At 58.7% G+C, this 23,410-nt stretch carries 17 protein-coding genes, 1 pseudogene and 1 riboswitch; of the genes and pseudogenes, 6 read left to right on the forward strand and 12 right to left on the reverse strand.

All coding sequences use genetic code 11. The features are described 5' to 3' along the window. Nucleotides 1–48: 48 nt before the first annotated feature. Nucleotides 49–2,397 (reverse strand): LPS assembly protein LptD, encoded by a 2,349-nt coding sequence (lptD, locus tag GNG27_RS03645; RefSeq protein ID WP_156262894.1) that lies wholly within the window; start codon nucleotides 2,395–2,397, stop codon nucleotides 49–51. A gap of 239 nt (nucleotides 2,398–2,636) precedes the next feature. On the opposite strand from lptD, the gene djlA reads away from it, so the two are divergent. Then, on the forward strand, nucleotides 2,637–3,455 hold the full coding sequence (gene djlA / locus GNG27_RS03650; RefSeq protein ID WP_032616478.1) for a co-chaperone DjlA: 819 nt from the start codon (nucleotides 2,637–2,639) through the stop codon (nucleotides 3,453–3,455). Nucleotides 3,456–3,494: 39 nt separating this feature from the next. On the opposite strand, the gene rluA is transcribed toward djlA, so the two are convergent. The 6 genes from rluA to araB all read right to left on the reverse strand — a co-directional run bounded on the left by rluA (nucleotide 3,495) and on the right by araB (nucleotide 13,651). Further along, entirely contained in the window at nucleotides 3,495–4,154 is a 660-nt protein-coding gene (rluA, locus tag GNG27_RS03655) for a bifunctional tRNA pseudouridine(32) synthase/23S rRNA pseudouridine(746) synthase RluA (RefSeq protein WP_142488204.1), read from the reverse strand. 12 nt (nucleotides 4,155–4,166) lie between these two features. Continuing rightward, nucleotides 4,167–7,073, reverse strand: coding sequence for an RNA polymerase-associated protein RapA (gene rapA / locus GNG27_RS03660; RefSeq protein ID WP_156262895.1), 2,907 nt, complete (start codon nucleotides 7,071–7,073; stop codon nucleotides 4,167–4,169). A gap of 129 nt (nucleotides 7,074–7,202) precedes the next feature. Beyond that, complete coding sequence (gene polB, locus GNG27_RS03665; protein WP_156262896.1) at nucleotides 7,203–9,560, reverse strand: DNA polymerase II; 2,358 nt, start codon at nucleotides 9,558–9,560, stop codon at nucleotides 7,203–7,205. Between the two features lie 121 nt (nucleotides 9,561–9,681). Continuing rightward, entirely contained in the window at nucleotides 9,682–10,377 is a 696-nt protein-coding gene (gene araD / locus GNG27_RS03670) for an L-ribulose-5-phosphate 4-epimerase (RefSeq protein ID WP_142488207.1), read from the reverse strand. 51 nt (nucleotides 10,378–10,428) lie between these two features. Beyond that, nucleotides 10,429–11,931 (reverse strand): L-arabinose isomerase, encoded by a 1,503-nt coding sequence (gene araA, locus GNG27_RS03675; protein ID WP_156262897.1) that lies wholly within the window; start codon nucleotides 11,929–11,931, stop codon nucleotides 10,429–10,431. A 10-nt stretch (nucleotides 11,932–11,941) separates the two neighbouring features. Next, nucleotides 11,942–13,651 (reverse strand): ribulokinase, encoded by a 1,710-nt coding sequence (gene araB / locus GNG27_RS03680; RefSeq protein ID WP_156262898.1) that lies wholly within the window; start codon nucleotides 13,649–13,651, stop codon nucleotides 11,942–11,944. Between the two features lie 335 nt (nucleotides 13,652–13,986). Between araB and araC the strand changes: the two genes are divergently transcribed. Together araC and GNG27_RS03690 are read left to right on the forward strand one after the other, a co-directional pair. Continuing rightward, nucleotides 13,987–14,832 carry an arabinose operon transcriptional regulator AraC gene (gene araC, locus GNG27_RS03685; RefSeq protein ID WP_142488210.1) on the forward strand — a complete coding sequence of 282 codons (846 nt, stop codon included), beginning with the start codon at nucleotides 13,987–13,989 and terminating at the stop codon, nucleotides 14,830–14,832. 129 nt (nucleotides 14,833–14,961) lie between these two features. Then, nucleotides 14,962–15,729 carry a DedA family protein gene (locus GNG27_RS03690; RefSeq protein WP_156262899.1) on the forward strand — a complete coding sequence of 256 codons (768 nt, stop codon included), beginning with the start codon at nucleotides 14,962–14,964 and terminating at the stop codon, nucleotides 15,727–15,729. A 6-nt stretch (nucleotides 15,730–15,735) separates the two neighbouring features. Here GNG27_RS03690 and thiQ read toward each other — a convergent pair whose 3' ends face one another. From thiQ to sgrR, 4 genes are all read right to left on the reverse strand, one after another. After that, nucleotides 15,736–16,431: a thiamine ABC transporter ATP-binding protein ThiQ gene (gene thiQ, locus GNG27_RS03695; protein WP_156262900.1), complete on the reverse strand. Its 696-nt coding sequence runs from the start codon at nucleotides 16,429–16,431 to the stop codon at nucleotides 15,736–15,738. Continuing rightward, nucleotides 16,415–18,025, reverse strand: coding sequence for a thiamine/thiamine pyrophosphate ABC transporter permease ThiP (thiP, locus tag GNG27_RS03700; RefSeq protein ID WP_156262901.1), 1,611 nt, complete (start codon nucleotides 18,023–18,025; stop codon nucleotides 16,415–16,417). Before thiP ends, thiQ begins: the two co-directional genes overlap by 17 nt. Next, nucleotides 18,001–18,984, reverse strand: coding sequence for a thiamine ABC transporter substrate binding subunit (thiB, locus tag GNG27_RS03705; RefSeq protein WP_156262902.1), 984 nt, complete (start codon nucleotides 18,982–18,984; stop codon nucleotides 18,001–18,003). The genes thiP and thiB overlap by 25 nt, the downstream gene beginning before the upstream one ends. A 34-nt stretch (nucleotides 18,985–19,018) precedes the next feature. Further along, nucleotides 19,019–19,118: riboswitch (TPP riboswitch) on the reverse strand. Nucleotides 19,119–19,154: 36 nt separating this feature from the next. Further along, nucleotides 19,155–20,810 carry an HTH-type transcriptional regulator SgrR gene (sgrR, locus tag GNG27_RS03710; RefSeq protein ID WP_156262903.1) on the reverse strand — a complete coding sequence of 552 codons (1,656 nt, stop codon included), beginning with the start codon at nucleotides 20,808–20,810 and terminating at the stop codon, nucleotides 19,155–19,157. Nucleotides 20,811–20,897: 87 nt separating this feature from the next. Here sgrR and sgrT point away from each other — a divergent pair, with 87 nt between their 5' ends. The 3 genes and pseudogenes from sgrT to GNG27_RS03725 all read left to right on the forward strand — a co-directional run bounded on the left by sgrT (nucleotide 20,898) and on the right by GNG27_RS03725 (nucleotide 22,709). Beyond that, nucleotides 20,898–21,050 (forward strand): glucose uptake inhibitor SgrT, encoded by a 153-nt coding sequence (sgrT, locus tag GNG27_RS03715; RefSeq protein WP_156262904.1) that lies wholly within the window; start codon nucleotides 20,898–20,900, stop codon nucleotides 21,048–21,050. 103 nt (nucleotides 21,051–21,153) lie between these two features. Further along, nucleotides 21,154–22,359: a sugar efflux transporter gene (locus GNG27_RS03720; RefSeq protein ID WP_156262905.1), complete on the forward strand. Its 1,206-nt coding sequence runs from the start codon at nucleotides 21,154–21,156 to the stop codon at nucleotides 22,357–22,359. Nucleotides 22,360–22,556: 197 nt separating this feature from the next. Further along, a pseudogene (locus GNG27_RS03725) lies at nucleotides 22,557–22,709 on the forward strand (Hok/Gef family protein). An 89-nt stretch (nucleotides 22,710–22,798) separates the two neighbouring features. Here the strand turns inward: GNG27_RS03725 and leuD are convergent. Next, nucleotides 22,799–23,404, reverse strand: a complete 606-nt coding sequence (gene leuD / locus GNG27_RS03730) for a 3-isopropylmalate dehydratase small subunit (RefSeq protein WP_156262906.1) — start codon at nucleotides 23,402–23,404, stop codon at nucleotides 22,799–22,801. Nucleotides 23,405–23,410 lie beyond the last annotated feature (6 nt).

Genomic DNA, 23,410 nt, shown 5'->3' on the forward strand with positions numbered 1-23,410 from the left:
TTCCATATCAATTAACCGCAATGCGGATTACGTTGTAAATCAATTACATCACAAGGAACTACGGTACGGCAGAATCGGTGAGCGCAGCATCTGCTGCGTACCCAGACCGTAGTTGGAACTCAGACCACGCAATTCGATGTTAAAGCCGATGACGTTATCGTATTCACTCTGACCTTTGTCAGGATCCCAGCCATTCAGCTTGCGCTCGTAACCGACACGGATCGCGTAACAGCAGGAGCTGTATTGCAGACCCAGCATCTGATCGGCCGCCTTACTCTGATTGGTATCAAAGTAGTACGCCCCGACGAGCGACCAGCGATCGGCGATCGGCCAGCTTGCTGTACCGCCCACCTGCGAAATACCCTCTTTGGTCTGTTCGGACGTAGCAAAGTTAGGCAGTGTCGCCTGGATATACTCCGGGCTGGCGTAACGGTAACTCAGCTGCACCAGCCGGTCTTCATCACGGCGATACTCAATGGTGGCACTGCTGGTGGCAATGTTATCCAGACGCGTATCGTACTGCACACCGCCACGCAGACCCCAGCGATCGGTCATGCGCCAGTAGGTGTCGCCAGCCCAGACCAGGGACCCCGTTTTGTTGCTTTTCTCCCAGTTGATGTTGTCATCGCCAGTACGCGATTCTGTGAAGTAGTAGATTTGACCCACAGAAGCATTAAAACGTTCAACGGAAGCATCATCATAAACGCGGGTTGTGACGCCGGTCGTGACCTGGTTGGCCGAGGCAATACGGTCCAGGCCGCCATAGGTACGGTCGCGGAACAGACCGCTGTAATCTGATTGCAGCAGTGAAGAGTCGTAGTTATTGATTTTACTCTGATCGCGATACGGCACATACAGGTACTGCGCGCGCGGCTCCAGCGTCTGGGTGTAACCCTCACTCCAGTTCATGTCGCGCTCTAAGACCAGCTTGCCGTCCATTTTAAACTGCGGCAGCGTACGGTTAACGGACTCTTCCAGATGGGTGCCGTTATTGGTGTTGTACGTTTCCAGATTGTCCTGCTGATAGTGGGTCGCCATCAGCTTGACTTCAGTATCCAGGCTGGCCCAGTCGTTCGACACCGGCAGGTTGATCGTCGGCTCAAGGTGGATACGGGTAGCTTCAGGCATATCGGAGTTGGTATTCACGAAATGCACGGCCTGGCCGTAAACGCGGGTATCAAACGGACCGACATCATTCTGGTACCAGTTGACGTCCAGCTGCGGTTCCGCGCCATAGGTGCTGGCGTTCTGGCTGCTGAAGACCTGGAACTGGCGGGTGGACACCGTGGCGTCAAAGTTTTTCACGGCATAGCCTGCGCTGAAGATCTGCGTGGCGTATCCGTCGGTGCTGGAGCCGTATTTCGACGTGAAGTCGTTGAAATAGTTCGGATCGCTGACTTTGGTGTAGTTAACGTTAAAACGCCAGACCTGATCCATCACCCCGCCATGTTGCCAGTAGTACAACCAGCGGTGGCGATCGCCCTCGGTGGGATGCTCGTCTTCATAGACTTTGTCCGATGGCAGATAGTCCAGCTCCATCAGGCCTGAGCCCGCTTGCGTCAAATAACGGAACTCGTTTTCCCACATGATATTGCCGCGCTTATGGATATAGTGCGGCGTAATCGTGGCGTCCATATTGGGCGCGATGTTCCAGTAATACGGCAGGTAGAATTCGAAATAGTTGGAGGTACTGTACTGAGCGTTCGGGATCAGGAAGCCCGAACGACGTTTATCACCGACGGGCAGTTGCAAATACGGGCTATAGAAGACCGGCACCGGGCCGAGCTTAAAGCGGGCGTTCCAGATCTCCGCAACCTGCTCTTCGCGGTCGTGGATCACTTCGCTGCCGACCACGCTCCAGGTATCAGATCCCGGCAGACAGGAGGTAAAAGTCCCGTTCTCCAGAATGGTATAACGGTTTTCACCGCGCTGTTTCATCAGGTCGGCTTTACCGCGCCCCTGACGGCCCACCATCTGGTAATCACCTTCCCAGACGTTGGTATCTTTAGTGTTCAGGTTCGACCAGGCTTTCGGACCTTTCAGGATGACCTGATTATCGTCATAGTGCACATTACCCAGTGCATCCACTGTTCGTACCGGTTCTGCCGCGCCTTCTGGCTGTTTCTGGTGCAACTGCACTTCATCAGCCAGCAAACGGCTGTTGCCCTGGTTAATATCCACATTGCCGGAAAATACGGCGTCGTCAGGATAATTCCCTTTCGCATTGTCAGCAGTGATGGTGACCGGTAGCGTGTTCGTATCACCCTGAACCAGCGGGCGATCGTAGCTGGGAACACCCAGCAGACATTGCGAGGCGAGATCGGCTGCCATACCCTGTTGGCTGTACAGGGCAGTAGCTATCATCGTGGCCAGGAGGGTGGGGATACGTTTTTTCATACGTTTTATTTATTGTTCCGTCATCAGTGGCTTATCGCTGGCAAACGGTCAGAGACTATCTTACTCATCATCACAGTGCCAGCGTTAATCCTGCCCGTAAACAAGCCGTGGTGATAGGCTCGTTATTGAATGACGAGTATGATAATGCAAATTATAGGCGATGTCCTTCAATTGACCGTGGCCAGGCCACCGGAATGATGGCGTTCGCGGGATCAAATACATCACCATTTGGGGAGTATATGCAGTATTGGGGAAAAATTATCGGCGTGGCGTTCGCTTTACTGATGGGCGCGGGCTTCTGGGGTATCGTTCTGGGGCTGATTATCGGCCATATGTTTGATAAAGCTCGAAGTCGCAAGATGGCCTGGTTTGCCAACCAGCGTGAACGTCAGGCACTTTTTTTTGCCACGACCTTTGAGGTGATGGGCCATCTGACCAAATCGAAAGGGCGGGTGACCGAGGCCGACATCCATATCGCCAGCCTGTTTATGGATCGTATGAACCTGCACGGCGACTCCCGTGCGGCGGCGCAACACGCATTTCGCATCGGCAAGGCGGATAACTATCCTCTGCGCGAAAAAATGCGCCAGTTCCGCAGCATCTGCTTCGGGCGATTCGACTTAATTCGGATGTTTCTGGAGATTCAGATTCAGGCGGCGTTTGCCGATGGATCGCTCCACCCGAACGAGCGTGCGGTGCTGTACGTGATTGCCGAAGAGCTGGGGATTTCCCGCACCCAGTTCGATCAGTTTCTGCGCATGATGCAGGGCGGCGCGCAGTTTGGCGACGGCTATCAGCAACAGCAGGCGGGCGGTGGCGGCTGGCAGCAGGCGCAGCGTGGCCCTACCCTGGAAGATGCCTGTAACGTGCTGGGCGTGAAGCCGACCGATGAGCCGACGACCATTAAGCGCGCCTATCGCAAACTGATGAGCGAACATCATCCGGATAAGCTGGTGGCAAAAGGGTTACCACCGGAGATGATGGAGATGGCGAAGCAAAAAGCGCAGGAAATTCAAAAAGCTTACGAGCTCATTAAAGAGCAGAAGGGCTTCAAGTAAGAGGATTGCCCGGCAAGCGAAGCGCCGCCGGGCAACAGGTCAAAAGTCCGCCGGGGCCTTAAAGGTCATCGGCGTGCCATATTCCGGATGGGTGATGGTCAACATCTCCGCATGCAGCTGCAGACGCGGCGCCATGGCCCGGGCTTCTGGCGTGGCGTAAAAGCGGTCACCCAGAATCGGGTGACCCAACGCCAGCATATGCACACGCAGCTGATGCGAGCGGCCGGTAATCGGTTTTAACAGCACGCGGGCGCTGTTATCCGCCGCGTATTCCAGCACTTCATACTCGGTTTGCGCCGCTTTGCCGGTCTCGTAGCAGACCTTCTGCATCGGGCGATTCGGCCAGTCGCAGATCAGCGGCAGGTCAACCAGCCCTTCCGCCGGTTGTGGATGTCCCCAGACGCGCGCAAGGTACTGCTTTTTCGGCTCGCGCTCACGAAACTGACGCTTCAGTTCACGCTCTGCCGCCTTGGTCAGCGCGACCACAATCACACCGCTGGTCGCCATGTCCAGACGATGAACCGACTCCGCCTGCGGATGATCGCGCTGAACGCGCGTCATCACGCTGTCTTTGTGCTCATCCAGCCTGCCCGGCACGGACAACAAGCCGCTCGGCTTGTTGACCACCATGATATGTTCATCCTGATATAGAATGACCAGCCACGGATCCTGCGGCGGATTGTAGGGTTCCATCAACATGTTGCGCTCCGCTTACTGATGCGTCACGACGATGAGACGCAGCGCATCCAGACGCCATCCCGCCTGATTCAGGCTTTCGAGCACCTGCTGACGATTGCTCTCAATCGCCGCCAGTTCATCGTCACGAATGTTCGGGTTCACCGCGCGCAGGGCTTCCAGACGCGACAGCTCTGCCGACAGTTTTTCATCCGCTTCGCTGCGCGCCGCGTCAATCAGTGCGCGCGCCGCTTTCTCAATTTGAGGTTCACCCTGCTGCAGAATGGTATACACGTCCTGCTGCACCGCGTTCACCAGCTTGCTGCCGGTGTGGCGGTTCACCGCACTCAGCTGACGGTTAAAGCTCTCAAACTCCACCTGCGCCGCCAGGTTGGTGCCGTTTTTATCCAGCAGCAGACGCACCGGCGTGGCAGGCAGGAAACGGCTAAGTTGCAGCTGTTTCGGTGCCTGGGCTTCAACCACGTAGATGAGCTCCAGCAGCAGTGTACCCACCGGCAGCGCCTTGTTCTTCAGCAGCGAAATGGTGCTGCTGCCGGTATCGCCGGAGAGGATTAGATCCAGACCATTGCGGATCAGCGGGTGCTCCCAGGTGATGAACTGCGCGTCTTCACGGGACAGCGCCACATCACGCTCAAAGGTGATGGTGCAGCCATCTTCCGGCAGGCCCGGGAAGTCCGGGACCAGCATATGATCGGACGGCGTCAGCACAATCATGTTTTCGCCGCGATCGTCCTGGTTGATACCGACGATATCAAACAGGTTCATGGCGAAGCTGATCAGGCTGGTATCGTCATCCTGCTCTTCGATGCTCTCTGCCAGCGCCTGGGCCTTTTCGCCGCCGTTGGAGTGGATCTCCAGCAGACGGTCACGGCCCTGCTCCAGCTGCGCTTTCAGCGCTTCGTGCTGTTCGCGACAGGTTTTGATCAAATCATCGAAGCCATCGGTGTTTTCCGGCGTCGCCAGGTAGCCTGTCAGCTCGCTATGTACGTTGTCGTAAATGGTACGACCGGTCGGGCAGGTATGTTCAAACGCATCCAGCCCTTCATGGAACCAGCGCACCAGCACGGACTGGGCGGTTTTTTCCAGATACGGAACGTGGATCTGAATGTCGTACGCCTGGCCAATACGATCCAGACGGCCGATACGCTGCTCAAGCAGATCCGGGTTGAAGGGCAGATCGAACATCACCAGACGGCTGGCGAACTGGAAGTTACGCCCTTCGGAGCCGATTTCGGAACACAGCAGTACCTGTGCGCCGCTGTCCTCTTCTGAGAACCACGCCGCCGCGCGGTCGCGTTCGATAATCGACATGCCTTCGTGGAACACCGCCGCGCGGATGCCTTCACGCTCGCGCAGAACCTGTTCGAGCTGCAGGGCGGTGGTCGCTTTGGCGCAGATCACCAGCACCTTTTGCGAGCGGTTGGCCGTCAGGTAGCCCATCAGCCACTCAACGCGCGGGTCGAAGTTCCACCAGGTGCCGCTGTCGCCTTCAAACTCCTGGTAAATTTGTTCCGGGTAGAGCATATCCCGGGCACGTTCTTCCGCCGTTTTACGCGCACCCATGATGCCGGAGACCTTAATGGCGGTCTGGTATTGGGTCGGCAGCGGCAGACGGATAGTGTGCAGTTCACGTTTCGGGAAGCCTTTCACCCCGTTACGGGTGTTACGGAACAGGACGCGACTGGTACCGTGGCGGTCCATGAGCATGGAAACCAGCTCCTGACGCGCGGCATCGGCACCTTCACGATCGCTATTAGCGGCCTGCAGCAACGGCTCGATATCCTGTTCGCCAATCAGATCGCTCAGGGTATTGAGCTCCTCATTGGAGAGATGTTTGCCCGCCAGCAGCAGGGCTACGGCATCCGCGACCGGGCGGTAATTTTTCTGCTCTTCGACAAACAGCTCAAAGTCGTGGAAGCGGTTTGGATCCAGCAGGCGCAGACGCGCAAAGTGGCTCTCCAGACCCAGCTGTTCCGGCGTTGCGGTCAGCAGCAACACGCCCGGCACGCGCTCGGCCAGTTGTTCAATCGCCATATACTCACGGCTTGGCGCATCGAGGCTCCACACCAGGTGATGCGCTTCATCGACCACCATGATGTCCCATTCGGCATCACACAGGTGCTCGAGACGCTGCTTGCTGCGGCGGACAAAGTCCAGGGAGCAAATCACCAGCTGTTCGGTTTCAAACGGGTTATCGGCGTCATGCTGGGCTTCGGCGTAGCGTTCATCGTCAAAGAGGGAGAAGCGCAGGTTGAAGCGACGCAGTATCTCCACCAGCCACTGGTGTTGCAGGGTTTCCGGCACCACGATCAGCACGCGCTCGGCCGCGCCGGAGAGCAGTTGCTGATGCAAAATCATCCCTGCTTCGATGGTTTTACCTAAACCGACCTCATCGGCCAGCAGGACACGCGGCGCATGGCGGCGACCAACATCATGGGCAATATTTAACTGGTGGGGGATCAGGCTGGTACGCTGACCGCGCAGGCCGCTCCACGGCATGCGGTACTGTTCGCTCTGGAACTTACGGGCGCGGTAGCGCAGCGAGAAGCGATCCATACGATCAATCTGACCGGCGAACAGGCGATCCTGCGGCTTACTGAACACCAGTTTGCTGTCGAGCAGCACTTCGCGCAGCATCACACCGGTCTCATCGGTATCGAGGCGAGTACCGATATAGGCGAGCAGTCCATTCTCTTCTTTTACGTCTTCAATCTTCAGCTGCCAGCCTTCATGGCTGGTAACGGTGTCGCCCGGGTTAAACATCACGCGGGTAACAGGGGAATCATTGCGAGCATACAGACGGTTTTCACCGGTGGCGGGGAAGAGGAGAGTGACCATACGCGCATCCAGCGCCACTACCGTTCCTAATCCAAGTTCGCTTTCTGTGTCGCTGATCCAGCGTTGACCAAGTGTAAAAGGCATATTTGTTCGGCTCTAATCTTTAATTGCAGGCAATAGTTCAACCACCGATCAGAAATGACGGTAATCGAATAATGGGTCCGGGAATGGAAAGGGCGCTATGGTACTGGATGGCAGCGATTTCGTCACCTGTCAAAATAGCCCCAACTGACCTGTCATCAGTGTAGCAAAGTCGTCGTCCATAAAGGGCAATATTCCGTCCGCGACGGGCTGTAGCTGGCGGCTGAGGTAGTGTTCATAGTCAAGAGGAGAGCGCTGATAATCCACCGGCTCCGGGCCGCTGGTGGTCCAGACGTACCTGATGGTGCCACGATTCTGATACTGCGGTGCCCGCCCGAGACGGACGTTCTCCTCATCGGCAAGCCGGGCGGCGCGAACGTGCGGCGGCACGTTGCGCTGATACTCCGCCAGCGGGCGGCGCAGGCGTTTGCGGTAGACCAGCTGGTCATCCAGTTCACCCGCCATCAGGCTGGCAATGGTCTCTCGCACAAACTCCTGATAGGGCTCGCGGCGGAAGATTTTCAGATACAGCGCCTGCTGGAAGTGCTGCGCCAGCGGGGTCCAGTCGGTGCGCACGGTCTCCAGCCCTTTAAATACCATCCGCTGTTTGTCCCCCTCCTGGATAAGCCCGGCGTAGCGCTTTTTGCTGCCCTGGTCGGTGCCGCGGATAGTGGGCATTAAGAAGCGGCAGAAGTGGTTCTCATACTCCAGCTCCAGGGCGCTGGTTAAGCCAGCCTGCTGCAGATGGGCCTGCCACCAGTCGTTAACGTATGTCACCAGTGTCTGGCCGATAGCGGCCGCTTCCGCTTCGCTACGGGCGCCCTTAAGCCAGACGAAGGTCGAGTCAGTATCGCCATAAATCACGTCATAGCCCTGAGATTCGATCAGCACTTTGGTCTGGCGCATGATTTCGTGGCCCCGCATGGTAATTGACGAGGCCAGACGCGGGTCGAAGAAACGGCAGGCGCTGGTGCCGAGCACGCCGTAGAAGGCGTTCATGATAATTTTCAGTGCCTGAGAGAGAGGTTTGTTGCCGTGACGTTTGGCGTCTTCGCGCCCGTGCCAGATCTGGCTGACAATCTCCGGCAGGCAGTGTTTTTCCCGTGAGAAACGCGCCCCGAGGAAGCCTTCGGTGCTGTGCTGTTCATCCGGCTGGGCCAGGCCTTCCACCAGCCCGACCGGATCGATAAGGAAGGTGCGGATGATCGACGGATAGAGGCTTTTATAATCCAGCACCAGTACCGAGTCGTACAGGCCGGGCCGGGAGTCCATCACATAGCCGCCGGGGCTGGCCCGGGGCGGCACGTCACCGAGATTCGGGGCCACATAGCCCGCCCGATGCATACGCGGAAAATAGAGATGACTGAAGGCCGCTACGGAACCGCCGTGCCGGTCGGCTGCGAGGCCGTTAACCGTGGCGCGCTCCAGCAGGAACGGCATGATGTCGGTTTTATGAAAAATGCGCGTCACCAGCTCGCAATCTTTCAGGTTATAGGTGGCCAGGGCCGGTTTATCTTCGGCGAACCGGCGGTCAATTTCGTCCATCCTGTCCCAGGGGTTGTCGATGGACTTGCCTTCACCGAGCAACTCCTGCGACACCGATTCCAGCGAAAACGATGAAAAACTCCAGAAGGCCGATTTTAACGCTTCGATGCCGTCGATAATCAGGCGCCCGTTCGCCTGGGCAAAGAAGACGCCGTTTTTAAAACCGTGCTCGCGCCACTCCAGCTCGCTGTTACCGCGCCCGAGCAACAGCGGAATGCGGTAGCGTTCGGCGTGCTTTTGCAGCACCCGCAGGTCGAACTGCACCACGTTCCAGCCGATAATGACGTCCGGGTCGTGCCGGGCAAACCAGGCGTTCAGTTTCTCGAGCAGCTGCGGACGGTTGTTCACGTAGATAAGCTCAAAATCGAGGCCGGAAGCATCGCCGTTGGCCGGGCCGAGCATGTAGACCACCCGCTGGCCGCAGCCTTCAATCCCGATGCAGTACAGCTCGCCGTGGCGGGTAGTTTCAATATCCACCGACGCCCATTTCAGCGGCGGGCGATAGTGTGGGTTGGGTTTGAGGCGGGCATTGATCAGCCGATCGCCCCGGGGCGTCCCGTCCACCCAGACCGGGGCGGTGATAAAGCGCTCCATCAGAAAGCGTTCCGGAGGGCGAACGTCGGCTTCGTACAGCGTCACGCCCGCCTCGCGCAGCAGTTTTTCATAGCGCATCAGCTGGCGATGGGCGCGGCAGTAGAGGCCGTAGACCGGGCGACGCTGGAAATCTTTCAGTTCAAGGGGGGCCAGCCGCCAGCCGTTCTCACCGCGCAGAAGCTGTTTGGTTTTTTCGACGTCAGGCTCAGGAATAAAGGCCACGGATTCCTGCGGCGGCAGGGTGATGTACAGCGGGCCCTTGTCGGTCGCCAGCCAGAACTCCACTTCGGTGCCCTGGGGGGTATCCCGCCAGTGTCGGGTCAGTAAAAAGCCTTCTTGCGCCTGCGCCACGCTGTTGTCTCATAAAACAAAACCAGGCGTGAGTATAGCCTGGTTGTGGGTGTTTTGCTGGGGTTTTATACAGTGTGCTTTTGCCGAATGGCGCTGCGCTTATCTGGCCACCGGGCGGCTTTTACTGCCCGTAATACGCCTTCGCACCATGCTTGCGCAGATAATGTTTGTCCAGCAGGGTCTGCTGCATATCCGGCAGCTGTGGCGCCAGCTGGCGGCAGAAGATGCCCATATAGGCCACCTCTTCCAGCACAATGGCGTTATGTACCGCATCTTCAGCGTTTTTGCCCCACGCGAACGGGCCGTGGGAGTGAACCAGTACCCCTGGCATCTGCGCCGCGTCGATCCCCTGTTTCTCAAAGGTTTCGACGATGACGTTACCGGTTTCCCACTCGTACTCACCGTTGATCTCGGCATCGGTCATCTTGCGGGTGCAGGGGATGGTGCCATAGAAATAGTCAGCGTGAGTGGTGCCGGTCGCCGGGATTGGCTGTCCGGCCTGCGCCCAGATGGTCGCGTGGCGGGAGTGAGTGTGGACGATGCCGCCAATCGACGGGAAAGCCTGATACAGCAGACGGTGGGTCGGCGTATCGGAGGAGGGCTTTTTCGTTCCTTCCACCACTTCGCCGGTGGCGATGCTGACCACTACCATATCGTCGGCGGTCATCACCCGGTAGTCGACGCCGGACGGTTTAATGACGAATACGCCAGCTTCGCGGTCGACCGCGCTGACGTTGCCCCAGGTCAGGGTGACGAGATTATGTTCCGGCAGGGCCAGGTTAGCTTCGAGTACCTGACGTTTAAGATCTTCCAGCATGTATCCTCCAGGAAAAAAGGCCTGCCCTGCGGCAGGCCAAAGGTTCCCCTGTTAACGTTTTGAACCGTAATAGACTTCGTTCCAGCGCAGGGCGTCTTTGAACGCCGGCATACGGGTGTCGTTATCAATCACGGTCAGCTCGATGTCGTGCAGCTCCGCGAACTGACGCATGTCTTTGAGATCCAGCGCATGGCTGAAGACGGTATGGTGGGCACCGCCCGCCACGATCCAGGCTTCGGACGCGGTCGCCAGATCCGGCTGGGCTTTCCACAGGGCGTTAGCCACCGGCAGTTTTGGCAGCGAGTGTGGCGTTTCCACGGCGTCAACGCAGTTAACCAGCAGACGGAAACGATCCCCCAGATCGATTAGGCTGGCGTTGATGGCCGGGCCGGTGCGGGTGTTGAAGATCAGACGCGCCGGATCGGCTTTGCCGCCGATGCCGAGGTGCTGAACGTCAAGGATCGGTTTTTCATCCACTGCGATCGACGGACAGACTTCCAGCATGTGCGAGCCCAGCACCAGATCGTTGCCGTTCTCGAAGTGGTAGGTGTAGTCCTCCATAAAGGAGGTGCCGCCCTGCAGACCGGTCGACATCACTTTCATGATGCGTAGCAGAGCGGCAGTTTTCCAGTCGCCTTCGCCGGCAAAGCCGTAGCCCTGCTGCATCAGACGTTGTACCGCCAGGCCCGGCAGCTGCTTGAGGCCGTGAAGATCTTCAAAGGTGGTGGTAAAGGCATGGAAGCCGCCCTGTTCCAGGAAGCGCTTCATACCCAGCTCAATACGGGCCGCATCGAGCACGTTCTGGCGTTTGTCGCCGTTGATTTGCGCCGCGGCGGTCAGGCGGTAGCTGCTTTCGTACTCATCGACCAGCGCGCCGACGTCACCGTCGCTGACCTCATTGACGACCTGCACCAGGTCGCCCACCGCCCAGGTATTGACGGAGAAACCAAATTTGATCTGCGCGGCCACTTTGTCGCCGTCAGTCACCGCCACTTCACGCATGTTGTCGCCGAAGCGCACCACTTTCAGCTGACGGGTATCCTGCTTCGATACCGCCTGGCGCATCCACGAGCCAATACGCTGGTGGGCCTGTTTATCCTGCCAGTGGCCGGTCACCACCGCGTGCTGCTGGCGCATACGCGCGCCGATGAAGCCGAACTCGCGGCCGCCGTGCGCGGTCTGGTTCAGGTTCATAAAGTCCATGTCGATGCTGTCCCACGGCAGGGCCGCGTTGAACTGGGTATGGAACTGCAGCAGCGGTTTGTTGAGGATCGCGAGGCCGTTGATCCACATCTTGGCCGGGGAGAAGGTGTGCAGCCACACCACCAGCCCGGCGCATTTGTCGTCATAGTTGGCATCGCGGCAGATATGGGTAATTTCGTCCGGCGAGGTGCCCAGCGGCTTCAATACCAGTTTGCACGGCAGTTTTGCTTCCGCATTCAGAGCGTTGACCACATGTTCTGCGTGCTGAGTCACCTGGCGCAGGGCTTCCGGCCCGTAAAGATGCTGACTACCAATCACAAACCACACTTCATAATTATTAAAAATCGTCATTATCGTGTCCTTAATGTGTCAGGGTTGCCGTAGATTCCGGGATGCTCTTAACCGGGGCGGCGACAGGGAGATAGTGCTGCTCAGCGCTCTTCGCCCACTGCTGGTAGCGCTGATAAAGCTGTTCAAATCGTTGTGCCTGCTGTGGGCGCGGCTGCAGGGTGCTTTCCACCTGGCTCGCCATATGCTGCTGCGCCGTCGGGATATCGGCATGTACCCCCGCAGCGACCGCGGCGAAGATCGCCGCGCCCAGGGCGCAGCACTGATCGGAGGCGACAATCTGCAGCGGCCGATTCAGCACGTCGCAGCAGGCCTGCATGATCACCGGGTTTTTACGGGCGATACCGCCCAGGGCCATCACCTCATTAACGGCGATCCCCTGCTCGGTGAAGCACTCCATAATGGCGCGTGCGCCAAAGGCGGTGGCGGCCACCAGCCCGCCGAACAGCGCCGGGGCGTCAGTGGCGAGATTCAGATCGGTTATGACCCCTTTAAGACGCTGGTTAGCATTCGGCGTGCGGCGGCCGTTAAACCAGTCGAGCACCACCGGGAGATGGTCGAGGGACGGATTTTTGGCCCACGCCTCGGTCAACTGCGGCAGGAGCTGCTTCTTGCTGGCGTCGATCTGGGTTTTCAGTTCCGGATGTGCGACCGCCAGCTGATCCAGCGGCCAGCCCAGCACCCGGCCAAACCAGGCGTAGATATCCCCGAAGGCGGACTGCCCCGCTTCGAGGCCGATAAAGTCCGGCACCACGCTGCCGTCCACCTGGCCGCAGATGCCTTTCACGGCGCGGTCGCCGACGCTGGCTTTATCCGCCGTCAGAATGTCGCAGGTGGAGGTGCCGATCACTTTCACCAGCGTATTCGGCTGGGCACCGGCACCGACCGCGCCCATATGGCAGTCAAATGCGCCGCCGGAGATGGCGACGTGCTGCGGCAGGCCAAGGCGTTCCGCCCACTCGGCGCACAGGGTGCCCACCGGGATATCGGCAGTCCAGGTGTCGGTAAACAGCGGGTAGTTGAGGTTCTGGTTGATGATTGGGTCGAGTTCGTCAAAGAAGGCGGCAGGCGGCAGGCCACCCCAGCTTTCATGCCAGAGGGATTTGTGCCCGGCGCTGCAGCGGCCGCGACGGATATCCTGAGGGCGGGTGGTGCCGGAGAGCAGGGCCGGAACCCAGTCGCACAGCTCAATCCATGACACCGCCGCCTCGGCAACGCGCCGATCCTCGCGGGTCACGTGCAGGATCTTCGCCCAGAACCATTCGCTGGAGTAAATGCCGCCGATGTAGCGGGAGTAGTCGCTTTTGCCAGGCTGATGGCACAAACGGGTGATGGCCTCGGCTTCTTCCACCGCGGTATGGTCTTTCCACAGCACGAACATGGCGTTCGGGTTATCGGCAAACTCCGGGCGCAGCGCCAGCACGTGGCCGTCGGCGTCAATCGGGGCCGGGGTGGAGCCGGTACTGTCCACGCCAATGCCGACGATCTGGCTGCGTTGCGCTTCGCTTAATTCAGCCAGCACGGTTTTGATCGCCGCTTCCATCGACTCAATGTAGTCGCGAGGATGATGGCGGAACTGATTGTTCGGCGCATCGCAGAAGCGCCCCTCCTGCCAGCGCGGGTACCACTCAACGCTGGTTGCTATCTCCTGACCCGTTGTGCACTCCACTGCCAGGGCGCGTACTGAGTCACTGCCAAAATCGAGGCCAATCGCAATTGCCATGGTGTTGCTCCATCAAAAAACAGATATGAATGAACATTAGAGAGTGAGGGGAAAAATCGTCAGGCAGGATCCGCTAATCTTATGGATGATTTTGCTGTGACATGGGAAAGTGTGACGCCGTGCAAATAATCTATGTGGACATTTCTGCCGTGGTTATAGACACTTTTGTTACTGCCGACCCGCTCGATGTTACGGTTAAATCGCAACGGAAGCGTTTAGATGGCGGACCTAAAAGCGGGCTGATACCTTTTCGCTCTTTCGCTGGCCCCTTTTTATGCCGCTTTTGTTGATATGGACAAATGGTTTCCTTCAGGACCGTCAGGAGTAAAGACAATATGGCTGAAACGCAAAGTGATCCCCTGCTGCCGGGCTACTCATTTAACGCGCATCTGGTGGCGGGGCTGACGCCCATTGAGGCCGAAGGCTATCTCGACTTTTACGTTGACCGACCGCTGGGGATGAAGGGCTATATCCTCAACCTGACCGTGCGCGGGGAGGGGGTGATCAAGAATGGCGATCGGACCTTCGTCTGCCGTCCGGGAGATATCCTGCTCTTTCCGCCGGGCGAAATTCACCACTATGGCCGCCATCCCGATGCCCGGGAGTGGTATCACCAGTGGGTCTACTTCCGTCCCCGTGCCTACTGGCACGAGTGGCTGGCCTGGCCGTCGATGTTTGCCCATACCGGCTTTTATCGTCCGGATGAGGTCCATCAGCCGCAGTTTCGTGAACTCTTCGCCCAGATCATCGAGGCCGGGCAGGCCGGGGGGCGCTATGCCGAGCTGCTGGCAATCAACCTGCTGGAGCAGCTCCTGCTGCGCCGGATGGAGGCGATCAACGAATCCCTGAACCCGCCGCTGGATCACCGGGTGCGCGAAGCCTGCCAGTACATCAGCGATCATCTGGCGGACAGCCAGTTTGATATTGCCAGCGTTGCCCAGCACGTCTGCCTGTCGCCGTCGCGTCTGTCGCACCTGTTCCGCCAGCAGCTGGGGGTAAGCGTGCTGAGCTGGCGCGAGGATCAGCGCATCAGTCAGGCCAAGCTGCTGCTCAGTACTACCCGGATGCCTATTGCTACCGTCGGGCGCAACGTCGGCTTTGAGGATCAGCTCTATTTTTCCCGGGTCTTCAAAAAATGCACAGGCGCCAGCCCGAGCGAATTTCGCGCCGGTTGTGAATAGAAGGTAAATAAAACTAAACATATTCGCTGAATGCCGTTCACACCCGGTAAACTATTCAGACAATTGTTGTCTTGACGCAGCAGGCCTCTCTTCGCAGAATCCCTGCTTCGTCACCTGACCGGAACTGTTATGCAGGCATTGCTGGAACATTTCATTACCCAGTCCGTTACTTACTCGCTTGTCGCTGTGGCGTTAGTGGCCTTTCTTGAATCCCTGGCGCTGGTCGGACTGATTTTACCCGGCACGGTGATGATGAGCGGGCTCGGCGCCCTGATCGGCAGCGGCGAGGTTAACTTCTGGCAGGCGTGGCTGGCGGGGATCGTCGGGTGTCTGCTGGGGGACTGGATCTCATTCTGGCTGGGCTGGCGCTTTAAAAAGCCGCTTCACCGCTGGTCGTTCATGAAGAAGAACAAAGCCCTGCTCGATAAAACCGAGCATGCCCTGCACCAGCACAGCATGTTTACCATTCTGGTAGGCCGCTTTGTTGGTCCGACGCGTCCGCTGGTGCCGATGGTGGCGGGGATGCTGGATCTGCCGGTGACCAAGTTCATCGTGCCGAACCTGCTGGGCTGCCTGGTCTGGCCGCCGATCTACTTCCTGCCGGGCATTCTGGCCGGGGCGGCCATTGATATTCCTGCCGGGGTTCAGAGCGGCGGCTTTAAGTGGCTGCTGCTGGCGACCGCGCTGCTGCTATGGCTGGCGGCATGGCTCTGCTGGCGGCTGTGGCGCAGCAAAAAAGCCTCTGCGGATCGTCTGAGCAATTACCTGCCGCGCGGGCGCCTGTTCTGGCTGGCACCCGTCACCCTGGGTATCGCTGTGGTGGCGCTGGTGACGCTGATCCGCCACCCGCTGATGCCGGTCTACGGCGAGATCTTATTGAAGGTCGTCAGCCGCTGACCGCTGTCAGTGGATCCCCAGCAGGCGCGACGCGCTGGCCTTGCCGCTCACCAGCTGTTCCGTATCGCCGTCCCAGGCGATACGGCCATCGGCAATCACCACCGATCGAGGGGCAATTTTAACCGCATCTTCCACGCTGTGGGACACCATCAGCATCGTCAGGTTCTGGCGTTCACACACCTCTTTGACCAGTAGCAGCATCTCCTGACGTAACGCCGGGTCGAGCGCTGAAAAGGGCTCATCCAGCAGCAGGATCGGCTGCTCGCGTACCAGACAGCGGGCGAGGGCGACGCGCTGACGCTGACCGCCCGAGAGCTCGCCCGGCAGCCGGTCCAGCAGATCGCCAATCCCCATTTGCGCTGCGATATCACCCAGCTTCTGCTGTTGCCCGGCGTTCAGCCTGAGGCCCGGATGCATACCGAGACCGATATTCTGGCGCACGCTCAGGTGAGTAAAGAGATTGTTTTCCTGAAACAGCATCGACACCGGGCGCGCGGCAGGCGGCGTGTGGGTGTGGTCCTGGCCCTCAATGGTGATGCGGCCGTTAGCCGGTTGCAGAAAACCGGCTACCAGATTGAGAAGCGTACTTTTCCCCGCGCCGCTGGGGCCGAGCACGGCGATCAGTTCGCCCTGGCGCACGGACAACGTGAAGCGCATCGGCAGGTGCTGATAAAGCCAGGTTACATCAGTGAGAGTTAGCATCACGCCCCGGGATTTTTTCGATAACGGTAAATAACGCAAAGCACAGCAGCAACAGCAGCAGCGCCGTAACGGCGCCATCCTGGCTGCGATACGAGCCAATCTGCTGATACAACCAGAACGGCAGGGTGCGGAAATCATCATTGCCAAACAGCGCCACCACCCCGAAATCACCGATCGACAGCACGCAGGCAAAGGCCAGCGCCTGCGCCAGGGGGCGTTTCAGGGCGCGGAGTTCCACCACCTTCAGCCGTTGCCAGCCGTGCATCCCAAGCGAATCGCAGAGCAGGGTGTAGCGGGCGCTGAGGTCGCGCATCGGATTTTCCAGCACTTTCAGCGCATACGGAATAGCCATCAGGGCGTTGGTGAAGATGACGATGCCATCGGCCGACTCGGGCAGGCCGATAGTGCTGTTGAACAGCAGGAAAAACCCGCTCGCCAGTACGATGCCGGGCATCGCCAGGATCAACATTCCGCTCAGATCCAGCGCCTGCCCGGCCACCATTGCCTGCCGGGCATACAGCTCGCGGCTGGTCCACAGCAGCATCATGGTCAGCAGCACGCAGAGAAGCCCCGCCCCCAGCGCAATGCGTAGCGAGGTGCCGAGCGCCTGCCACAGCACCGGCTGTTGCAGCACCGACAGCAGGTTAAGGTTCAGGCCATCCACCACCACCGCCAGCAGCGGCGGGAGCAACAGCAGCAGGGCGAGGGTGATGAGCAGGCCATCGGTCAGGCGGCTGCGCAGGCTGTCCAGCGGATCGCGCCAGCCGGCAAGCTGGCTGCTGCCCACGGGGATGGCTTTACCCAGCCGCTGGCTGAGCATCACCAGCCCCAGGCAGCAGAACATCTGCACCATCGCCAGCAGCGCCGCGCGACCCGGATCGTAGTCGTAGCTCAGGGCCTGATAGATGGCGAGCTCAATGGTGGTGGCCTGTGGCCCGCCGCCCAGCGAGAGCACGGTGGCGAAGCTGGCAAAGCAGAGGATAAAGATCAGCGCGGCGACGGGCGGAATTTGGCGGCGCAGCCATGGCCACTCAACGAAGCGGAAAAAGGACCAGCCGCGCATCCCGAGCTGGGCGGCAAGCTGGCGCTGCTCGCCGGGGATGTTCTCCAGCGCCTGCAGCAGCAGCCGCGTCGCCATCGGCATGTTGAAAAAGACGTGCGCCAGCAGGATGCCCTGCAGGCCATAAGGCGAGAAGGTCCACTCCAGCCCGAGGGCCTGGCAGATCGCGGCAAGCCAGCCCTGACGTCCGTAGACGCTGAGGATGCCAAATATCGCCACCAGCACCGGCAGGATCAGGGTCATGGCGCACAGGCGCAGCAGCGCCTGCCGTCCGGGGAAACGACGCCGGTAGAGGGCGCGGGCAAGAAATATGGCGGGCACGACGGAGAGCAGGGCGGAAAGAAACGCCTGCCAGAACGAGAAGCGGATGACGTGCCACAGATAGCTGTCGTGCAGCAACGCCGTAACGTCGGTGGCTGGCGCGTTAAACCACAGCGCCAGAAATGCCCCCAGGGCGACGGCCACCATTAAGATGGCGGCGATCAGCCCCGGGAGTAACCAGCCGGCGATCAGCGGCTGACGGCGCGTTGCCATTCACTGACCCAGGCGGCACGTTTCCCGGCTACTTCCTGCGGGGAGTATTCCAGTGCGGTTTGCGGTTTCACCAGAGCGTCGAAACCGGCCGGTAAAGCCACGTTCGTGACCGGGTACATCCAGTTGCCGGTGGGGATCGTATTCTGGAACGACGGCGAGACCATAAATTTCAGGAACTTCTCCGCCAGTTCCGGCTGTTTGCTGGCATAGGTCCGGGCGGCGACTTCGACCTCCAGGTAGTGGCCTTCGGCAAAATCAGCCGCGGCGTAGTTCTCTTTTTTCTCCGAAATAATGTGATACGCCGGAGAGGTGGTGTAGCTCAGCACCAGGTCGCTTTCCCCTTTCAGGAACAGGCCGTAAGCCTCGCTCCAGCCTTTGGTGACGGTGACGGTTTTGGCGGCCAGCTTCTGCCAGGCTTCCGGGGTTTTATCCCCGTACACTTTTTGCATCCACAGCAGCAGACCCAGCCCCGGGGTGCTGGTGCGCGGATCTTCGTAGATCACGCGCCACTTTTGATCGCTCTCAACCAGCTCTTTCAGGCTCTTCGGCGGGTTTTTCAGCTTGTTTTTGTCATACACGAAGGCGAAGTAGCCGTAATCGAACGGCACAAAGGTGTCATTCTTCCAGCCGCCAGGGACATTAACCGCATCGGTCGCCACGCCGCTTTTAGCGAACAGCCCGGTTTGCGTTGCCGCTTCCAGCAGGTTGTTATCCAGACCCAGCACCACGTCGGCTTTGCTGTTCTTACCTTCCATACGCAGGCGATTGAGCAGCGAGACACCATCCTCCAGCGCCACGAATTTCAGCTCGCAGTTACAGTCGGCTTCAAAGGCTTTTTTGACCGCCGGGCCAGGGCCCCAGTCGGCGGCGAAAGAGTCATAGGTGTAGACCGTCAGGACAGGGCTGGCAACGGCAGGCAGCGCCATCAGCGCCAGCAGGGGAAGAACAGTTTTGAACACTTTGCACCTCTGTATTTGAGAGTGGCAAAGGATTTTGAGCGACAGCCTCAAATCCCTTCGCCGGCGTTATCCGGATCAGGTTCGACGGGTATTTTCTCAGCACACGCTTGCGCGCAGCACCCCGTTGAGAACGGCGGTATTGTAATGATTTGGTGAATATTACGAAAGTATTATGGTTCCGGCGGCGCAAACCACGCGGATTTAAAGTCAAACCAGCCGAGGGTGTTCATGCGCAAACCACGCATGCTGCGCTGCCCCTGGATCATCAGCCAGTGGTGGATCAGCGGGACAATCGCCTGCTGGGACAACAGCTGCTGGCACCAGACAGCAAGGTTCATCTCGCCCGCACGCCACTCAGCGGCATCCTGCTGCCAGTCGCGCCCAATGCAGTGCTGCAGGAGCGGGACTTCATACAGATGTGAAAACAGCGAGAAGTCGAGGGGCAGGGTGAAATTGACGCTGTTGAGCCAGATGTCGCTCACCGTCTCACCACGATACCACTCTTCGTAGCTGACCTCCCGAATGTTGAGCGTCACCTGCTCGGCGGCCAGCAGTTCGCTCATCATTCGGGCGATCACCCGGTGTTCGATATGCTCGCGGTAGAAGGTCAGGGTTAGGCTCTCCAGTCCGGCCGGTTTATCGCCGCGTCCCGGGCGGGCGTGGTGCCAGCGCGGCAGCAGGCCATACGCCGGGAACCAGTAGGACTGATAGACCTCCTCTGCCTGATAGATCAGGTTCGCCGGAGAGAGGATCCGGCTTACCCACTGACGCACCTCGGCGCTAGCCCCGCGGTGGGAGCGGGCGTCGAACAGCAGATAGTAACAGCCCTCTTCTAGCCGGCTCTCCACCGCCTTTTCCCCCTCGGTGGGCCCTTCCAGCGTCAGGCCGACGCTAAGCTCTTCGTTGATATCCGGCAGGACCCAGACGTTCACCTCATCAATCAGCGCCCGGTAGCCAAAGTAGTCATCGAAGGCGCGGATCTTGAGCTGGTTATTGTTGTTGCGCGAGACGGCGTAAGGCCCTGTGCCCACCGGCAGGCTGGCAAAGTTATTCATCGTTTCCCATTCGCGCGGCAGGATCATCGAGGGGACATATCCCAGCAGCCACGGCAGCCAGCGGTCGGGCTGCGAAAGCTGAATATCCAGGGTCCAGGCGGTGGGCGACTGGATCCGGGTGATATGTGAATAGAGGGGCAGCTCGCGGGCGCGCTGCAGCGAGGCGATGACGTCGGCCATCTCCAGCTCGCGTCCGTGGTGGAAGTGGATGCCGGGCCGCAGGAAAAAACGCCAGTGCAACGGGGAAAGTTGCTGCCAGTGGTGGGCAATGTCGGCTTCCAGTTCCCCGTTTTCCTCATTTATGCGCGTCAGTCCGCTAAAAATCTGCCGTGCCATGTGGGTTTCGGAGCGCCGTAATGCGCTGCCCGGCAACAGGTTTTTCATCGGACGATAATAGAGCACCCGCAGGATATGCCTGCCCTGGCGGAAGCTGCGGCCCAGGTGGGAGACCAGCATCTGGCGCACCGCGGCCTTGTCACCCACCAGCTGCACCAGCTGTTCGATGCGATCCTGTTCAAGCAGATCTTCCGCCCGCTGCTGCTGTAGCGCCAGACCGGTATAAAGAAAGGTGAGGCGGGAACGCTTGCCGCGGCCGGCTTCGGCTTCCCAGCTCAGCCAGCCCTGCTGCTGCATAGTGTTAAGCAAGGTACGCATATGGCGGCGCGAACAGCTGAGCAGCTCGGCCAGTTCGCTGAGCGTGGTGTCCCGGGTCTGGCCGTCACAGCACTGCCACAGGCGGATGAATTGTTGTTGCAGACGACCAGAGGGCATAAAAGGGGAACTCCTGACAAAAAATCAGCAATTTATTAATCCCTATATTAAGCCAATAATTCACTTCGATGAAGCGAGGAGGTGAATATGAAGAGGTCTACCACAAATCAGTTTTACCAACAGTACTTCTCAGCGACAAAGGGAGTGTCCTGGCTGGCCCGCCGGTGCGCAGAGCAGCGGCTGAAAATACTGGAAGATCTGATGCAGTGGGAGGTGACAACGTCGACCTCGGAACGCTGAATTGCTTCGATCATGTGTGACTGAGTATTGGTGCGAATCACCACGCCAGCAGGTATTATCTGCTGGCTTTTTTCGTTTTCACTTGCGCTAAAGGGAACAGGTAATGCTCTGGTTAATGACGATGGGACGCCGTCTCAACGGTGTGTATGCCGCCTTTTTAATGGTGGCTTTTATGATGGGCGTCGCCGGTGCGCTGCAGGCCCCGACCCTGAGTCTGTTCCTGAGCCGTGAGGTGGGGGCCCAACCCTTCTGGGTGGGGATTTTTTATACCGTCAATGCTGTCGCCGGGATCCTGGTCAGCCTGTGGCTGGCGAAGCGATCGGACAGCCAGGGCGACCGCCGCAAGCTGATCCTCTTTTGCTGCGCGATGGCGATCGGCAACGCGCTGCTGTTTGCCTTTAACCGTCACTATCTGACCTTGCTCACCTGCGGCGTGCTGCTGGCAGCGCTTGCCAATACCGCCATGCCGCAGCTGTTTGCCCTCGCGCGGGAATACGCCGACAGCTCGGCGCGGGAAGTCGTGATGTTCAGCTCGGTGATGCGTGCCCAGCTGTCGCTGGCGTGGGTTATCGGCCCGCCGCTGGCCTTTATGCTGGCGCTCAACTATGGCTTTACCGCCATGTTCTCCATTGCGGCGGCCATTTTTGCCATTAGCCTGGGGCTGATCGCCTTCGCGCTGCCCTCCGTTTCCCGGGTGGACTCTGCAGGTGCGATACCGGTGACCCAGGTCAGCGGCTGGAAGAACAAGAACGTCCGCAGGCTGTTTATCGCCTCCACTCTGATGTGGACCTGCAACACCATGTACATCATCGATATGCCGCTGTGGATCAGCAGCGATCTGGGCCTGCCGGACAAGCTGGCCGGGATCTTAATGGGCACCGCCGCTGGGCTGGAAATCCCGGCGATGATCCTCGCCGGTTATTACGTCAAACACGTCGGTAAACGGCGGATGATGGTGATTGCGGTGGCGGCGGGCGTGCTGTTTTATCTGGGGCTGATCCTCTTTCACAGCCGCGAAGCGTTACTTGCCCTGCAGCTGTTTAACGCGGTCTTTATCGGCATTGTTGCCGGGATTGGCATGCTCTGGTTCCAGGATCTGATGCCGGGGCGGGCAGGTTCGGCCACTACCCTATTTACCAACAGCATTTCAACCGGGGTGATCCTGGCGGGGATTATTCAGGGCGCGGTGGCGCAAAGCTATGGTCATTACGTGGTTTACTGGGTAATTGCGGCCATTTCGCTGGTGGCGCTGGTGCTGACCTGGCGGGTAAAAGAGAGTGAAATTCTGGAAGGCGGCTTCACGAATTGAGAGCCCATTCTGACAGCAGGACGGATAACGCATAGAGTTCACGCGGGTGCTTGAGGCTGTTTGCCTGAAGCATTGCTGGAAGGGTAGACAGAAGAAAGCCCCACTCAACTTAACATTGATGTGAGGCTACCCAAACAAACATACTTGACCCTATGAGGGTAGCCTCTTCATCGCTGGAAAGCAATAAGGAGGCTGGAATGCCAAAACGTACTCTGCTGTTAGGTTTGTTGATGATCTGTATGACGTTATTGATCTTCACCTAGATGGTTCGCGACTCGCTGTGTGAGCTGCGATTCAGACAGGACCATACAGAGCTGGCGGCAGTGTTAGCTTGCGAAGTGAAACGTTAAGGCGAGGGCGGGGAGATGTTTCCCCGCCTTTCCAGAGTGGTTGGTTGGCTCAGGCACCTTTTTAATGGCCCGCATCGCGGGCCATTAATTTAACTCATAAAGGCCGGCTGCTTGTTCTCGTAGGCCGCAATGGCATCTTCGTGCTGCAGCGTCAGCCCGATGCTGTCCAGACCGTTGATCATGCAGTGGCGACGGAACGCATCGATGTTAAAGCCATAGGTTTTATCCCCGGCTTTCACTTCCTGCGCTTCCAGATCCACCACAAAGCGAATCCCTGGGTTGCTCTGTACCAGCGCAAACAGCTCGTCGACCTGCTCATCGCTTAAGGTCACCGGCAGCAGCTGGTTGTTGAAACTGTTGCCATAGAAGATATCGGCAAAGCTCGGCGCAATCACCACTTTGAAACCGTAGTCGGTCAGGGCCCAGGGCGCATGCTCGCGGGATGAGCCGCAGCCGAAATTTTCCCGCGCCAGCAGGATCGACGCACCTTTGAATTCCGGGAAGTTCAGCACGAACTCCGGATTCGGCACTTCGCCTTTGTCATCCAGAAAACGCCAGTCGTTAAACAAGTGGGCGCCAAAACCGGTGCGGGTGACCTTCTGTAAAAACTGCTTCGGAATAATAGCGTCGGTATCGACGTTGGCCGCGTCCAGAGGGACCACCAGGCCAGTATGTTGGGTAAATTTCTCTGCCATGATGGT

Origin of the sequence: Leclercia sp. 119287, from assembly GCF_009734485.1 — a bacterium.
Taxonomy (GTDB): Bacteria; Pseudomonadota; Gammaproteobacteria; order Enterobacterales; family Enterobacteriaceae; genus Enterobacter; species Enterobacter adecarboxylatus_C.

Excerpts from the sequence above, each read along its gene's own strand:
- GNG27_RS03690 (WP_156262899.1), top strand. The coding sequence starts at position 14,962 with ATGCAGGCATTGCTGGAACATTTCATTACCCAGTCCGTTACTTACTCG.
- sgrR (WP_156262903.1), bottom strand. The coding sequence starts at position 20,810 with ATGCCCTCTGGTCGTCTGCAACAACAATTCATCCGCCTGTGGCAGTGC.
- rluA (WP_142488204.1), bottom strand. The coding sequence starts at position 4,154 with ATGTTGATGGAACCCTACAATCCGCCGCAGGATCCGTGGCTGGTCATT.
- rapA (WP_156262895.1), bottom strand. The coding sequence starts at position 7,073 with ATGCCTTTTACACTTGGTCAACGCTGGATCAGCGACACAGAAAGCGAA.
- leuD (WP_156262906.1), bottom strand. The coding sequence starts at position 23,404 with ATGGCAGAGAAATTTACCCAACATACTGGCCTGGTGGTCCCTCTGGAC.
- araC (WP_142488210.1), top strand. The coding sequence starts at position 13,987 with ATGGCTGAAACGCAAAGTGATCCCCTGCTGCCGGGCTACTCATTTAAC.
- araB (WP_156262898.1), bottom strand. The coding sequence starts at position 13,651 with ATGGCAATTGCGATTGGCCTCGATTTTGGCAGTGACTCAGTACGCGCC.
- araA (WP_156262897.1), bottom strand. The coding sequence starts at position 11,931 with ATGACGATTTTTAATAATTATGAAGTGTGGTTTGTGATTGGTAGTCAG.
- thiP (WP_156262901.1), bottom strand. The coding sequence starts at position 18,025 with ATGGCAACGCGCCGTCAGCCGCTGATCGCCGGCTGGTTACTCCCGGGG.
- thiQ (WP_156262900.1), bottom strand. The coding sequence starts at position 16,431 with ATGCTAACTCTCACTGATGTAACCTGGCTTTATCAGCACCTGCCGATG.
- lptD (WP_156262894.1), bottom strand. The coding sequence starts at position 2,397 with ATGAAAAAACGTATCCCCACCCTCCTGGCCACGATGATAGCTACTGCC.
- GNG27_RS03720 (WP_156262905.1), top strand. The coding sequence starts at position 21,154 with ATGCTCTGGTTAATGACGATGGGACGCCGTCTCAACGGTGTGTATGCC.
- araD (WP_142488207.1), bottom strand. The coding sequence starts at position 10,377 with ATGCTGGAAGATCTTAAACGTCAGGTACTCGAAGCTAACCTGGCCCTG.
- sgrT (WP_156262904.1), top strand. The coding sequence starts at position 20,898 with ATGAAGAGGTCTACCACAAATCAGTTTTACCAACAGTACTTCTCAGCG.
- djlA (WP_032616478.1), top strand. The coding sequence starts at position 2,637 with ATGCAGTATTGGGGAAAAATTATCGGCGTGGCGTTCGCTTTACTGATG.